The organism is Photobacterium sp. NCIMB 13483 (assembly GCF_003025475.1).
In the GTDB taxonomy this organism is placed as follows: domain Bacteria; phylum Pseudomonadota; class Gammaproteobacteria; order Enterobacterales; family Vibrionaceae; genus Photobacterium; species Photobacterium piscicola.
On the sequence record NZ_PYLV01000010.1, the window covers coordinates 16,628 to 31,063 of the forward strand.

Below are 14,436 nucleotides of genomic sequence, written 5' to 3' on the forward strand. Positions count from 1 at the left end.
GTTACTATTTGTTGTGGCTTAACACTATAACTGTAACGGATAGGTGAGTTTTAATGGTGAATTTTGTAACGAGATGTGGAGTGAGGGTTGGGCGCGGTGTAAAAAAGAGTCGTCAGTAAGAGCATGGACAGATTACCATGCTACCTCTAATCTATTGGTACTATAAAAATATTATTAGGACTAGATTAGTTACTGATTGTTCGTTGTTTGTTCTGTTGGTGTCGATTGACTTGCTTGGTTAAAAACATCATAAGTGATGAAATAGCCAATCAATAAAATGAGGGGAATAAATTTTATCCACTTGTTCATGATGATACCCAGCCAAAAAATGTTCGGCTACCATACCAGTCTTCTTCTGTAGGTAAATAACCATTAATGAAAAGTTAGGTTTTAAGTTGTAAGCCTATGTAGCTCAGAATAGCTAAGGTTATGAAAGTGGTGTTTTTTTGCTTTTGTTCTTGAATAAATCGTAAATAAAGAAAAAGCCGACATCGCGGCTTTTTCAAATAAATGTTATGTATTAGCCTTAAAAACTAAAAATAAAGACGCATAACGGATTCTGCAACACAAGCAGGGCGACGGCAGCCTTCGATTTCAACAGTAATTTCTTGCACTATTTCTAAGCCACGTTTTATCGGTGTTACAGATTGAATTTTTGTTCTAGCACGAATATTTACGCCAGATTTAACGGGATAAGGGAATCGAACTTGGTTTAAGCCATAATTCACGGTCATTTTTGCAGATGGAAATTTTGGACTAGCAGGATCAACACTGTCTGTTAATACAGAGAGGAGTGAAAGCGTTAAAAAACCATGAGCAATGGTTGTTTTAAAAGGAGATTCTGCTGCTGCTTTTTCTGGATCTGTGTGAATCCATTGATGATCGTCTGTGACATTGGCAAAATTATTAATACGTAATTGATCAACGGTCAACCATTCGCCAACATGAATCTCTTCACCCAATGATGCAGTGAGTTCATTCATGACTTTGGTTGCTTCCGGATGCATTTCAATCTCAATGGGATCAGATACCGTTTCACCATTAGATATTGACACGAGGTTATGATCTTTTACCCAAGTTGCAAAGTGACTGCTGTTGGCTTTATTGAGAAATTCGATCCAGTAATCGCGAATTGATGGTGATAGCCAGTCTTTAAATTCAAACTGGTGATGTGATAACACTTCACGCTTACGTTTGATAAAATCGACTACTTTTACTTTCATAGAGCATAACCTTAGTTTGAAATGCCACGCTTTGGTTTGGGGCTGGGCATTGTAGCTATTATTTACAGTAGTACAACTGGTAATTGCTATAATAAATATTTATAAGACTCATCGGATGAGTTAATTTTAGGGATGTTGATGCTATTACGCAATAATTAAATGGCGTTTTTTTCGATTTTTATAAAACACTGAGCAGAATTACACCGATTCCAGTCCGACCTTAGTTTTGAGCATGATAAACCATGGGTCTTAACTGAGGCTGAAATTAATTAAATAGGCACAAGCTATAATAATAATACATGTCTTATATTCGTCATGGAGGAAGTGAATGATGGCGCATGAAGCTAATTTTGATGGGTTAGTCGGACCGACGCATAATTATAGTGGTTTATCGACAGGTAATATTGCATCTTTGACCAATAGTCATCAAGTTTCAAATCCTAAAATGGCGGCTTTACAAGGTTTAAAAAAAATGCGATTTCTCGCTAATTTAGGCTTGATACAGGGGGTGATAGCACCTCAGATGCGACCAGATATAAAGATGTTACGTCGATTAGGCTTTAGTGGCAGTGATCGTAGAGTATTACAACAAGCGGCACAACATGCACCTAAGCTATTAACCAGTTGTTATTCGGCATCAAGTATGTGGGCCGCTAATGCAGCAACAGTATCGCCGTCAGCAGATACGCAAGATCAACGTATACATTTTACGCCCGCAAATCTAGCGAGTCATTTTCATCGGTCCATTGAACCGCAAACAACGGCACGTATTTTAGCTGCGATGTTCAATGACGATAATCATTTTTGCCATCATTCACCATTACCAACCTCGGCACAATTAGGTGATGAAGGTGCTGCTAACCACACTCGTTTCTGTGCTCAACATCAAGATCAAGGTGTAGAAATGTTTGTTTTTGGGCGTTATGGCTTTGATCATAGCCAACTATCCCCATCTTGTTATCCAGCAAGACAAACTTATGAAGCCAGTGCTGCTATTGCACGATTACATCAGCTAGATCCTCAGCAAGTTATTATGGTTCAACAAAATCCATTATTGATAGATCAAGGTGTATTTCATAATGATGTTATTGCGGTTGGAAATCAGCAAACCTTATTTTGTCATCAATATGCTTTTTTAAATCAAGCGGATGTCTATTTACAACTTCAACAAAAAATGGGTGGCAAATTAACAATTATTGAAGTACCAGATAATAAGGTGAGTGTGAATGATGCGATAAGTAGTTACTTGTTTAATTCGCAATTAGTTACTTTACCTAATGGTGATATTAGTTTGATTTTACCGCAGCAATGTCGAGATAACCCTCATGTATGGCAGTATATTCAACAGTTATTACAAGTAAAACAAGGAATTAATCGGGTTGATTTATTTGATTTGAATCAGAGTATGCAAAATGGTGGTGGGCCTGCGTGTTTACGGCTAAGAGTCGTATTAACGGAAGCCGAACATCAAGCAATGAACCCTGCGGTCTTATTAACTGATAGCTTGTTTAGACGTTTACAACAATGGATCGATTTACATTATCGGGATCGTTTAGTTGAAAATGACTTCACCGATCCTGCATTATTGTTAGCATCGCAAACGGCATTAGATGAATTGACCCATATTTTAAAATTGGGTTCGGTGTATGATTTTCAACGAGTATAAAAGCCGCAGCGTCATTTAGATGCTGCGGCTTATAAATAGAGCTAACACATCATTTTTTATTAAAAATAGTTGAGGCGAAATTTTTAAGATTATTGATATCCATTAAATCATCAATACTATTAATTTCTCCTGTGGGTTGAACAAGTAAAGTATGGTCAATATCACCACCAGGGCTGGCTTGATCTATCATAGTCGGCAATGCATCTTGTAGGCCAATAATGAGATCTGGCTCTTCCATATGCAGTTGTGAGGCTAATGTAGTCAGCTTTTGTGCACCAAAGAGGGTGGTAATATTGGCAGCTGAAAGAGTAGCATTCATATCGTTACTTAGCCAAGAGTTAGCGATATGGGATAAATTTGATTGATGAAGGGTTTTGATAAAAGCTTGAAGATCAACGTGTTGACCTTGTTCATTCCCTCCTAGTAAAGATGATAATGCAGCGAAAATACTGTTTTCATCGGTAGATTGAGTATTTGCACGTGATTGATTAAAAAATTGTGCCCCAAGACGAATAATTTCTACCATATTCATAATTAAGATCCTTTGCTCGATAAGATTATTATGCGGTTACTAAAAATCGTGATATATAAATGCCACGCACAAGATCTAATAAGCTCATATGATGTTCCTTATTAAATGTATTAATTACAGCTATTAATAAGCATGTTATTAATAATAATACAAAAATAAGATTAAATATTCAGCATTTTATGACATTTTAATGTAAAAATAAGCCATGTTGTGATGATAAGCATTCCTGCTTAAATGTGATCAGGGTGACAAAATTATTTTGGAAATAATGACCACAATGTGCAGCAATGCTTGACCTGTTTTAGAGCAAACAGAGATAATGGCGTTCATTAATCAATGAGTGGAAGAGTCACTCGTCGTAACGAATAATTGATGGAGTTTCAATGGCAAAGCTAAGCCTACAAGAGCAAATGCTAAAAGCAGGTCTTATCGATAAGAAAAAGCTAAAAAAAGCCGGTAAGACAACAAAGAAATCACGCACACAAGCGAAAGAAGCAAAGGCTGCTGTTGAGGAAAACCGTGTATCTCAATTAGAGAAAGACAAAGCACTCAATCGTCAGCGAGATGAAGATGCGCAACAGAAAGCATTTTTAGCACAAGTTAAGCAACTAATCGAAATGAACCGTTTAGATCGTAATAACGGTGATATTGGTTATAACTTTACCGATGGTACGACGGTGAAGAAAATTTATGTTGATACTCTAATACAAAAGCAGCTTGTTAATGGCCGCCTTGCGATTGCCCGTTATCTTGATGGCTATGAAGTTATTCCTGCCGCTGTTGCCGATAAGATTGCATTACGTGACCAAGAATCAATTGTGCTTAATAATGTGGTTGATGACAGTATTGTCGATGAAGATGACCCATATGCAGATTTTGTTATTCCAGATGATTTGATGTGGTAAAACTGTAATTTGAAAAAAGCCTCTTTTGAGGCTTTTTTTATATTCAAAATATTTGGCGGAGAGACGTTTTAGGTATTACTGTTTTAATATGATGCATAATTAGTACGAATATACTCAAATAAAAGTAATCGTTTGCTCACTAAATGTTGCCTCAAGGCTGTTGTAATTGAAGCCAATAGAGCATATTTTAATGAGAGTATTTATCATTTACATTGCTTAAACGATGATAATGATAAATAGATATACGATGATAGTGTCTGTAAACACCCTCATGGTCAGTCATTATCATTGCATTGTTATGATGATAAACGTACTAGGATAACAATAATGAATAATGAAATAACACGTTGGCTGCAACGTGACTCTGACCCTAAATCACGTCAAGAATTACAACAATTAGTTGCAGATAATGCGACAGAAGAATTAGCCGATCGCTTCAATGGTCGTTTAGAGTTTGGTACTGCAGGTTTACGAGGTGTTGTTGGTGCAGGCCCTAATCGCATGAATCGATTAGTTATTCAAGAAACAGCGACAGGTCTTGGTCAATATTTACTTCGTACTGATAGCAACGCTGCTCATAAAGGGGTAGTGATTGGTTATGATGGGCGCCCTGATTCACGCCAATTTGCTCACGATACGGCAGCAGTATTAGTTGCACAAGGCATTAAGGTTTATCTTACTATCAAAGTAGCGGCAACCCCAATTGTGGCTTTTGGCGTTAAGCATTTACACACCGCCGCCGCTGTTGTGGTGACTGCTAGTCATAATCCACCAGCTTATAATGGCTTTAAAGTGTATTGGAATAACGGCGCACAAATTATTCCACCTCATGATGCCGGTATTGCTGCTGAAATAGATAAAGCTACCCAATCTGATTTACATCTCATGGATTTAGCAGAGGCGGAAGCAAAAGGGTTATTAGTGTGGCTTGATGATGCTTATTATCAAGATTATCGACAAGCTATAAACGCAACACCACTATTAAATAATCATCATAATCCACAAGCGATAAACTTAGCTTATACGGCTATGCATGGTGTTGGCGCTGAGATGGCTGAAACCTTATTAGCAGATGCTGGTTTTACTCATGTTTATAGTGTTGCAGCTCAGCGAGAGCCCGACGGCGCTTTCCCGACGGTTAAATTTCCAAATCCAGAAGAGCCTGGCGCTATGGATCTTGTTATTGCAGAAGCCAAACAGCATGGTGCTATCTTAGCATGTGCAAATGATCCAGATGCTGATCGTTTCGCCGTTGCTGCTCGCCGTACTGATGGTGAATATCAGATGCTAACAGGGGATCAAGTAGGTACATTATTTGGTTATTATTTACTTAACCATGTTCAACCATCTGCGAGCCTAGTTGGTAATACGATTGTTTCGTCAACCTTATTAGGTAAAATAGCCACGGCGCTTGGAGCACAATATTACCAAACACTAACGGGCTTTAAATGGCTAACCAATGTTGCAATGGAGCGTCAAACTGACACTCATCAATTCTTATTTGCTTACGAAGAAGCCTTAGGTTATACCATTGGCTCAACAGTATGGGATAAAGATGGCTTATCTGCATTAGTCGCATTTGCACAATTAACAGCGGAATTAACTGCAAAAGGGCAAACGGTTTGGGATCAATTAGAAGCTATTTATCGTGAATACGGTTTATATATTAATGCTCAACGGAGTATTGCTCTTGATCCAACCGCGGCTCCAATTGGTGATTCATTACGCGCTATGCCACCACAAGCGATTGCAGGATTAGCAATTCATAGTACGGAAGATTTTAAAACATCATTACGTACATTTGCAGATGGTTCTGTAGAAGCAATTAATTTACCGATCAGTGATGTATTGATTTATCATTTAGAAGATGGTGCACGTGTTGTTGTGCGTCCTTCTGGCACTGAGCCTAAATTGAAATGTTACTATGAAGTGGTTGAACCAATGAGCCAAGAAGAAACATTTGAACATGCTCAATTACGCGCACAAGAAACAATGGATCGATTAATTGCTCAACATCAAGCATCGTTGTAATTCAGCTGTCACAATGTGGTAAAGCTGAACTCTGGTCGATTTTCAGTGTATAATCGCATGAGTTTTAATTTGTTTTAGATAACCAAGGGTTTACCATGCACGATCTTAATATATCGTTACCTGATGATTATGAAAAAGAGCCAGAATTGCCGATTCCATCGATTGATGATCAAAAGAAAATTGTGGCAGAGCTTAAGCGTTTAGAAGAAGCGGGTGAATTAACGCCTGAAATCTTACACGCATTCATGACAGGTGAACGTTTACCTGAATAAGATCATGTGATCTTGGCGTAATAAAAAGCCTCTTACTGCCTCAATCATTAATGAAGAGCAGTAAGAGGCTTTTTTATGGCAGCTTAATGTAGAATTTAAAAGCGCGCTGTGATAACCCCAATTATCATTACGCGCTTGTAAATTAATTGTTTGTTACTGAATCTAAACGGTAATCAACAATATTAAACTTACGTGCAACGATAGGTAATCGTGCCATTATTGTTGTCATAACTAAAATCAATAATGTTGGTAATAACCAACTAGCATGCGCTTGGTATAGTGGTAATGCTTCGTTAAAGAATTGGTTAAGATCTGCTGGCATTTTGCCTAAAATACTAATGGCATCAACAGAGCCAAAGATCATTGCAGTGACTAATACCGAAGTATGCGTCAACGTTGAAACATTCACGGCTGATGCTGTTAATGATGCTAAAACTAAGGCTATGGCAATCGGACATAGAACCAAGATAGCAGGTAAGCTGACTTTCAAAATATCATTAAGACCGAAGTTAGCAATAATACCGGTTAATACCACTATAATTGTTGCAGTAAACCCAAACGAAGCCTTGAAGGTTTGCTGATAATATTCAGCACAAGCAGTGGTTAAACCAACGGTAGTGGTTAAACATGCCATGATAATGATCGCAGCTAATATCCATTGGCCATAGGCGCCAAACTCACCTGCAACATAACGGGTTAAGATCACACTGCCGTTCATACCGTGGGTTGCAATTGAGGTTGATGTTGCACCAACATACCCCATCGCAATATAACAACCACCCATAAGAACAAAATAGATCATCGCAACTTTAAACGAGATATTTGCAATACCTTTTTGTGAAACAACACCTTTTTCTTTAATCGCCTGAATGATAACCCAGCCAAAACCAACGGCTGCGATAGCATCCATAGTCATGTAACCTTGGATTAAACCACTGGTAACAGCGCTATGTTGATAATCCCCATAAGGTGCAGCTGGTACGCCTAGTGGTGAAAAGAATGCGGCAAGTCCTAAACCCGCTAAAAGTAAAATCAGTGCTGGTGTCATTACTTTACCAATGTAACTGACTAAGTTGCCGGGCTTAAACGCTAAAATTAAGGTTAAAGCTGAAAAGACGATAGAGAACGCAACGAGATGATCGGCTTTGAAAAAAGGTTTTAATCCCATTTCATAAGCAACGGTCACGGCACGTGGCATACCAAATGCTGGGCCAATTGCAGTAAACAAGAGTACCCAAAATGTTGTTCCTAACCATTTAGGTAATGCTTTAGTCAGGTTTTTAGTACTACCAATGCGGCCAAGTACGATAATAGTAAAAGCGGGTAAACCCACCGCGGTGACTAAGAAGCCGCTCATAGCTGACGTTAGTGATGTACCTGCATCTAAGCCCATCGCCGGAGGGAAGATTAGATTACCAGCGCCTAGAAAAAGGGCGAAGGTCATGAGACCGATAGCGAGTAAGTCTTGTGTTTTCAAATGTTATACCTGCATTGTAGTAAATATTGAACAGTAACTAATAGCTTAAAAGTATTATATTGCTGTTACTTCGTTAATAAGGGGTCCGCAGGTTTGCTGAAAGAAGATATGAAGAGTTGAAACTATCTCCCATCAGCATGGCTGACGGAAGCTTGCCCGCCAGCCTAGCGAATAATCACTAGGATAAAAGCGGAAATAATTCGTGATGTTTTTTTTATCGTTATAGAAGCAACACCAACCCAAGCGTTAGCCGCTATCGTTGATGTTAAGTATCTTTGTTTTCTATATTCAAATCGTATTGAATGCATAAGTTAACAACTTCTATTAATAAATAAGTGAATTACGGGTTAAAAATATAAAGAAAACTTAGTGTTGTAAATAACTTTCTTTAATTTTTTTTTGATTATGATTATACTATAATGATAAAATTCTTTCTTATCATATGGTTATGTTGTTGCTGGGTTATTTTTTTTGGGAATGATATCGATTGCTTTTATTGTTAGTTATCGTTGTTTTTAATTTAATATATAAATGCTAGGGCTAGTAATTTACTAGCCCTCTTAATGATAATTTGTGGTTACAGTTTAGTTTATTGCAACCTTATTAGGACTTTTGCACTCGCGTGAACATAATTTACTGATAAGAATAGTGATGGCAACAGGGGCGAGCCAAGAAGCATGTGAGCTAAATAACGGTAACCAATGTTCAGCAAATGATACGATGTTAGCTGGTAGCTTACCTAAAATATTTAACGCATCAATGCTGCCAAATAATGTTGCAACAATAACGACGATTGTTTGGCTAATCGAGATTTGACGCTGTTCTGGTGTTGAATGATTACCAATAAAGAAAGTAGAAATAATCAACGAAATTGCAATTGGGCATAAAATTAAGATCGCCGGTAGACTTACTTGAATAATGGTTTCTAAACCTACGTTAGAGATAATGGCAGTGAGTACCATTATCACCGTGGCACTAAGTTTAAATGTTATACCGTAGGTGTTTTTATAATATTCACCATTAGCATTAGTTAAACCAACAGTCGTCGTTAAACATGCCATTAGAGTGATTGTTGCTAATAATAGTTGACCTAATGTTCCAAACTCACCAGCAGCATAACGGGTAAGAATTTCGCCACCATTGGTTGCTTGCGGTGCAATATCAGAAGAGGTTGCGCCTAAATATCCCATTGCAAGATAGCAAAGTGACATAAGAAATGCGTAAATAAGGGCGATGCGAAGAGTGTAGTAAGAAATGGCTTTGTCGCATTTCACTCCTGTATTACGAATTGTTTGAATGATAACCCAACCAAAAGCAACCGCAGCGATAGCATCTAATGTCATGTAACCCTGAATAAGTCCATTCACAGTAGGAGCTTGACGGTAAGTTTCAGTGGCGGCTGTCGGTGAGCCTAATGGATTTATTACTGCTGAAATGGCCAGTAGTGCTAGCATTGCAATCAGTGCAGGGGTCATTACCTTACCAATATAATCAACAAGTTTACCAGGCTTGAGAGCTAGTGCTAATGTAAGAGCACAAAAAACAGCAGAGAAAACCATTAATCCATTACCAGAATAAAACGGTTTTATTCCCATTTCATAGGCAACGGTCACAGCACGAGGCAATACAAAAGCAGGCCCAAGTGTTGTTAATACTAAAAACCAAAACGAGCGATCCATCCATTTGGGTAATGCCGCCGTTAATTTGTCAGCAGAAGATAAACGACCAAGAACGACAAGTGTTAATGCGGGTAAACCAACAGCAGTTAGTAGAAACCCAGCAATAGCAATGAGCCAGTTTTCACCCGCTTGCTGTGCCATAAGGGGAGGGAATATTAAGTTACCAGCACCGAGAAATAATGCAAAGGTCATAAAACCGATGGCTGCAAGTTCTTTTCTTTTCAAATGACATACCTTAATTCAAATAAAACAATCTGAGTCAGTATGCTGGAAGAGATAATTTAGAAGTGAAATTCATATCCGCCAGCGTTACTGACGAATAAGTTAACCGTCAGCGTCAGAGAATGACGACGACGACAGAGTTTAGCGCACAAGCAATCTGTAAGGTTGCTGTGGTTGTAGCATCCTGATTGTTGTTAATGTTCTGAGACATAGCTTATACGCTCTAAATAAAATGAGGTTTAAACTTAATCGGTATTGGCACACTTGTAAAGCGTGATGAGAAAATAAACGGTACTTTTTTTACCTTCACTGACCAGATGCCATATAAACAACTGAATTACTGTCATTATGAAATAGCATCTGGTCACTTATAAAGGTGGATCTTTATTGTTGGTTTAATAGCAGTACTTGTAATTCAGCAAGTGAAGATACGGTGTAGGTTGGGTAAATACCTTCTGGTTGTGATTTTTGTTCACTATTAAGCCAACAAGTATCCATTCCGGCGTTGATTCCACCTAAAATATCTGATTGCGGGTTATCACCAACCATTAGAATATTTTGACGTTGCGTCATGTTCATTTTCTGACAAGCATAATCAAAAATTTGAATATCAGGTTTTGCGACACCTACTTGTTCTGAGATAACTAGCACATCAAAAAAATCTTTAAACTCGGTGCGTTGTAATCGAATTTCTTGTAATGCAGTAAAACCGTTGGTGATAATACCCAATTTCGCATGTGGCTTTAATGCCTCTAGAAGTGACTTGGCTCCGGTTAATGGTGTACAAATATCAGCCATTGCCATTAAGAAATCATGATTAAGCTGTTCTGTTGATAGAGAAAGGGTTGCTGCCCATGATTTAAAACGAATATTTTGCAATTCCGTTGCTGATATTTTTCCGTTTTGATAATCAACCCATAATGGGCGGTTAATGGTTTCATAATGTTCAAAATCAGCGTGAGTGAACGTGACATTATGGCGAGAAAACATCAGTTGAAGGCCGTGAAATGCATCAAAGTGAAACAAAGTTTCATCAGCATCAAATAAAATCCATTGGTACTTCATTAAATGTCACTCTCTATATTTATTGAATAAAAAATGTGCGTCATTAACGCTTATTGAACAGGCTGTAGTTTACTTGAAACATGAAACTATAAGCCAGTAAATCGCTATTAATAAGTCTATAAATGATGATGAATAAGTTTGATCTATGATTTTTTTCTATTGATATGAAATTTTTATTGAACTCAATAGTGTGATATATGTCTATTTGTACCATAATCACATCATCTCTTTAAGAGTGAAGAATTAGCCAATTGAGGAAAGAAAATGGGCATTATATCTTGGATTATTTTAGGTTTAATTGCTGGTGCATTAGCGAAATGGTTAATGCCAGGTGAAGATGGTGGCGGTTGGATTGTAACAATGGCACTGGGTATTGGTGGTGCTTTTGTGGGTGGTTTTGTTGGTCAGTTTATCGGACTTGGTCACGCAACAGGCGTAAATATTGGTAGTATCATTACTGCCACATTGGGCGCTTTCATTCTATTATTTGTTTATAATCGATTTATTCGTTAATAATCAATATATTGTTGCAATTATTAATTAAAAAATAAGCGGGTCGTTTCGTACGATTCGCTTTTTTTATGCTTCATATTTCCCTGCTGACGAATATTGTCCTAGAAGCCCCTTTTTTATTTGTAGAATGATATTTTTATATAAATATTATCTCTGTTTGCTTTTGTATTTTTAGCTTTAAAACGCGATTTTATTTGAATCTTGTGGCTAAAAATAGATGTTATTTCACTTGTTTGTTGCATAAATGTTAGCTATTGAGCCTAAAGATATGATTTTTTTTCGCTAAACTAAAAAAGATCGATCACACTGTGTTCTGGTTATTAATGAGAAATATCATTACTGATCGTTATAAAAACAGTTGAAATTATAAAAACTGAAATGGCAATTAGCTATTAATCATAACGTGGAGCACAAAATGGAAAATGGATTTAATAAAACCAAAGTTGCGAGCATTATTGCGGGTTTCTTATTGGCAAGCACTGCGGCTCAAGTGCAGGCTGCCCCTAGTCATAATAAAAACGTGATTGGTTATTTAACGCAATGGGAAGCATGGAAAGGCACTAATGCTGGTTTTTCAGTAAAAGGTGAAGCGACCCATTTAAACGTAGATATGGATATCTATTCTATTCTTAACTTCTCATTTTTTGGGGTCGCTAAAGACGGAACTTTACACAGTGGTGATTTACGTAATAAGCAAATTTATAAGCCAGGTAGTGTCCAAGAGCCGGGACCATTATTACATCCTGATGTGTATTCCAGCTGGGATTTCCATATTTTGTGGGGTGAGTTGGAATATATTCATCAATACCCTGTTGATGAACCATGGGATGCGGAGAATTTAGCAAAAGTTAAAGCACAAGGTTTTGTTAAAAGTGGCCAAGGGTGGCTTCATACTCCAACGGGTATTGAAGGTAATATGCCTATTCCTCTAAAAAAAGAAGGTGGCGCACCAGGTTTGATTGATCTTGCTAATCAGAAAGGTGTTAAGGTTATGGCATCACTCGGTGGTTGGAGTATGTCTAAGCACTTCCCTGAAATGGCTGCCGATCCTGTTAAAAAAGCCCGTTTCCTGAAAGATCTTGATAAGTTAATGGCATTAGGTTTCCACGGTATTGATATTGATTGGGAATATCCAGGGTTTGGCGGAATGAACTTTGCAGGCGATCCTACTGATTTTGCTAATTTTGAACAGCTAATGGAAGATATTCGTAAACGTATTGGTCCTGATAAATTATTGACTGCCGCATTCTCAGCATCTACCGCTAAACTTGAAGGTTTTAATTGGCCTCGTTTGGTTAAATCAATGGATTATTTTAACATGATGACGTATGACCTTAACGGAGCATGGTCAAATGTTACTGGTCATAATGCGCCATTGTATCCATATCCAGAAGAAGAATATGCAGGATTAGATTTAGAAACTCTCCGTATTTGGATGGCAGAGCAAGGCATTCCATCAGAAAAAATTAATTTTGGTGCTGCGTTTTATGGTCGTGGCGTTCAGACCACAGAAGCTGAAGCTTATTTAGGCGCACCAACGGATAAGCGTATTTATAATATGTCTGTTGATGGTCCATTACTCAGTGCCGTTGATGTTGATAACTGGAAAGAATTTGAAGGTTCACCAAACTATAATTATATAGTTAAAACGTCAGGCTGGGAGCATAAGTGGGATGCAAATGCCGAAGTCCCTTATGCTGTGAAAGGTAAATATTTCTTAAGTTATGATGATGTTCCATCTATTAAGAAAAAAGCACAGTACATTGTAGATAATGACCTAGGTGGCGTAATTGTATGGCAAGTGCACGGTGATATTCAATGTGAAGGCACATTTATTAATCATGGAACTAAGTTAAAAGAATGTACGAAGCTTAGTTCTCCATTAGCTGAAGCTATCGATGATGTTTTTAGTGCCAATACCACACCTAATGCAGCGCCTGAATTAATCGTACCGAGTGCGCAAGCCGTAATGTCTGGCGAGACTATCAGCTTTAGTGTGTCAGCAACCGATACCGATGGTGATCGTCTAAGCTTTAGCTCGACAGAAGCGCAAGTGACTGATAACGGAGATGGTACTGCAACTGTGACTTATACGGCACCAAATACTGCGACTGATATCGTGACATCGGTAGTGGTTAAAGTGACCGATGGCCGTAAGAGTGCAACGCAATCTGTCGTTGTTAATGTGAAGGGGTCTGGTGTTGTTGAAAACACAGCGCCTGAATTAACGGCACCAGCAACGGTTGATGTTAAAAGTGGTCAGAGTGTCGTTATAACAGTAACCGCGACTGATGCTGACGGTGATACGCTTACTTATTCAGCATCAACCGGACAACTAGCTGTTACTGAAACTGGTGCAAAAATTACTGTTACTGCGCCAACTGTAACAACAGATACGACCGTTAATGTTGTGATTACGGTTTCTGATGGTGAAGCATCGACCCAACAAACGGTGGTTGTTAATGTGGCAGCGGATGGTGGTGCTGTTGGTGATACGTGGAATACCGACACTATTTATAACAGTGGTGATACCGTAGTCTATAACGGTGTTACTTATACTGCTCAATGGTGGACGAAAGGCGAAACCCCTGGAACATCCTCTGTATGGGTAGAAGAGGATACTGGCGAAGTTGGTGGGTGGTCAGCATCTAAAACGTATAGTGGTGGTGATGAAGTTATCTTTGAAGATAATAATTACCGCGCCAAATGGTGGACAAAAGGTGACAACCCCGGCAATGCAAATGGCCCTTGGGAGCGCATTTAACCCTATTTGTTAATGTAAATAAGAGATAATAAAAAACCCCGCATAGTTATTTATCATTATAATAACTAGCAGGGTTTTTCTTTATTT

Annotated in this window: 11 protein-coding genes; 6 read left to right on the plus strand and 5 right to left on the minus strand. The window is 38.2% G+C overall.

The features are described 5' to 3' along the window. Positions 1 to 533 precede the first annotated feature (533 nt). Positions 534 to 1,223: a MaoC family dehydratase gene (locus tag C9I86_RS09870; protein WP_080155690.1), complete on the minus strand. Its 690-nt coding sequence runs from the start codon at positions 1,221 to 1,223 to the stop codon at positions 534 to 536. Between the two features lie 328 nt (positions 1,224 to 1,551). On the opposite strand from C9I86_RS09870, the gene astB reads away from it, so the two are divergent. After that, positions 1,552 to 2,889, plus strand: coding sequence for an N-succinylarginine dihydrolase (gene astB / locus C9I86_RS09875; protein WP_080155691.1), 1,338 nt, complete (start codon positions 1,552 to 1,554; stop codon positions 2,887 to 2,889). A 49-nt stretch (positions 2,890 to 2,938) separates the two neighbouring features. Here the strand turns inward: astB and C9I86_RS09880 are convergent, their stop codons facing one another. Next, positions 2,939 to 3,421: a YidB family protein gene (locus C9I86_RS09880; RefSeq protein ID WP_080155692.1), complete on the minus strand. Its 483-nt coding sequence runs from the start codon at positions 3,419 to 3,421 to the stop codon at positions 2,939 to 2,941. 383 nt (positions 3,422 to 3,804) lie between these two features. On the opposite strand from C9I86_RS09880, the gene C9I86_RS09885 reads away from it, so the two are divergent. From C9I86_RS09885 to C9I86_RS09895, 3 genes are all read left to right on the plus strand, one after another. Further along, complete coding sequence (locus C9I86_RS09885) at positions 3,805 to 4,326, plus strand: DUF2058 domain-containing protein (RefSeq protein ID WP_080155693.1); 522 nt, start codon at positions 3,805 to 3,807, stop codon at positions 4,324 to 4,326. 327 nt (positions 4,327 to 4,653) lie between these two features. Then, the gene (locus tag C9I86_RS09890) at positions 4,654 to 6,357 is read left to right on the plus strand and encodes a phospho-sugar mutase (RefSeq protein ID WP_107276253.1); all 1,704 of its coding nucleotides are present in this window, start codon (positions 4,654 to 4,656) and stop codon (positions 6,355 to 6,357) included. A 95-nt stretch (positions 6,358 to 6,452) separates the two neighbouring features. Then, complete coding sequence (locus C9I86_RS09895) at positions 6,453 to 6,629, plus strand: ATPase (RefSeq protein ID WP_080155695.1); 177 nt, start codon at positions 6,453 to 6,455, stop codon at positions 6,627 to 6,629. A gap of 142 nt (positions 6,630 to 6,771) precedes the next feature. On the opposite strand, the gene brnQ (C9I86_RS09900) is transcribed toward C9I86_RS09895, so the two are convergent. From brnQ (C9I86_RS09900) to yjjG, 3 genes are all read right to left on the minus strand, one after another. Then, positions 6,772 to 8,106, minus strand: a complete 1,335-nt coding sequence (brnQ, locus tag C9I86_RS09900; RefSeq protein ID WP_107276254.1) for a branched-chain amino acid transport system II carrier protein — start codon at positions 8,104 to 8,106, stop codon at positions 6,772 to 6,774. 584 nt (positions 8,107 to 8,690) lie between these two features. After that, positions 8,691 to 10,010 (minus strand): branched-chain amino acid transport system II carrier protein, encoded by a 1,320-nt coding sequence (gene brnQ, locus C9I86_RS09905; protein ID WP_107276255.1) that lies wholly within the window; start codon positions 10,008 to 10,010, stop codon positions 8,691 to 8,693. A 381-nt stretch (positions 10,011 to 10,391) separates the two neighbouring features. Further along, positions 10,392 to 11,072: a pyrimidine 5'-nucleotidase gene (yjjG, locus tag C9I86_RS09910; RefSeq protein ID WP_080155698.1), complete on the minus strand. Its 681-nt coding sequence runs from the start codon at positions 11,070 to 11,072 to the stop codon at positions 10,392 to 10,394. A gap of 264 nt (positions 11,073 to 11,336) precedes the next feature. Between yjjG and C9I86_RS09915 the strand changes: the two genes are divergently transcribed. Together C9I86_RS09915 and C9I86_RS09920 are read left to right on the plus strand one after the other, a co-directional pair. After that, positions 11,337 to 11,585 carry a GlsB/YeaQ/YmgE family stress response membrane protein gene (locus tag C9I86_RS09915; RefSeq protein WP_080155699.1) on the plus strand — a complete coding sequence of 83 codons (249 nt, stop codon included), beginning with the start codon at positions 11,337 to 11,339 and terminating at the stop codon, positions 11,583 to 11,585. Between the two features lie 415 nt (positions 11,586 to 12,000). Beyond that, entirely contained in the window at positions 12,001 to 14,349 is a 2,349-nt protein-coding gene (locus C9I86_RS09920) for a glycosyl hydrolase family 18 protein (protein ID WP_107276256.1), read from the plus strand. The last annotated feature ends 87 nt before the right edge of the window (positions 14,350 to 14,436 follow it).

Bases quoted from the DNA above. Each gene is read 5' to 3' on its own strand.
- C9I86_RS09895 (WP_080155695.1), top strand. From the start codon at position 6,453: ATGCACGATCTTAATATATCGTTACCTGATGATTATGAAAAAGAGCCA.
- C9I86_RS09915 (WP_080155699.1), top strand. From the start codon at position 11,337: ATGGGCATTATATCTTGGATTATTTTAGGTTTAATTGCTGGTGCATTA.
- C9I86_RS09890 (WP_107276253.1), top strand. From the start codon at position 4,654: ATGAATAATGAAATAACACGTTGGCTGCAACGTGACTCTGACCCTAAA.
- astB (WP_080155691.1), top strand. From the start codon at position 1,552: ATGATGGCGCATGAAGCTAATTTTGATGGGTTAGTCGGACCGACGCAT.
- C9I86_RS09885 (WP_080155693.1), top strand. From the start codon at position 3,805: ATGGCAAAGCTAAGCCTACAAGAGCAAATGCTAAAAGCAGGTCTTATC.
- C9I86_RS09870 (WP_080155690.1), bottom strand. From the start codon at position 1,223: ATGAAAGTAAAAGTAGTCGATTTTATCAAACGTAAGCGTGAAGTGTTA.
- C9I86_RS09880 (WP_080155692.1), bottom strand. From the start codon at position 3,421: ATGAATATGGTAGAAATTATTCGTCTTGGGGCACAATTTTTTAATCAA.
- yjjG (WP_080155698.1), bottom strand. From the start codon at position 11,072: ATGAAGTACCAATGGATTTTATTTGATGCTGATGAAACTTTGTTTCAC.
- C9I86_RS09920 (WP_107276256.1), top strand. From the start codon at position 12,001: ATGGAAAATGGATTTAATAAAACCAAAGTTGCGAGCATTATTGCGGGT.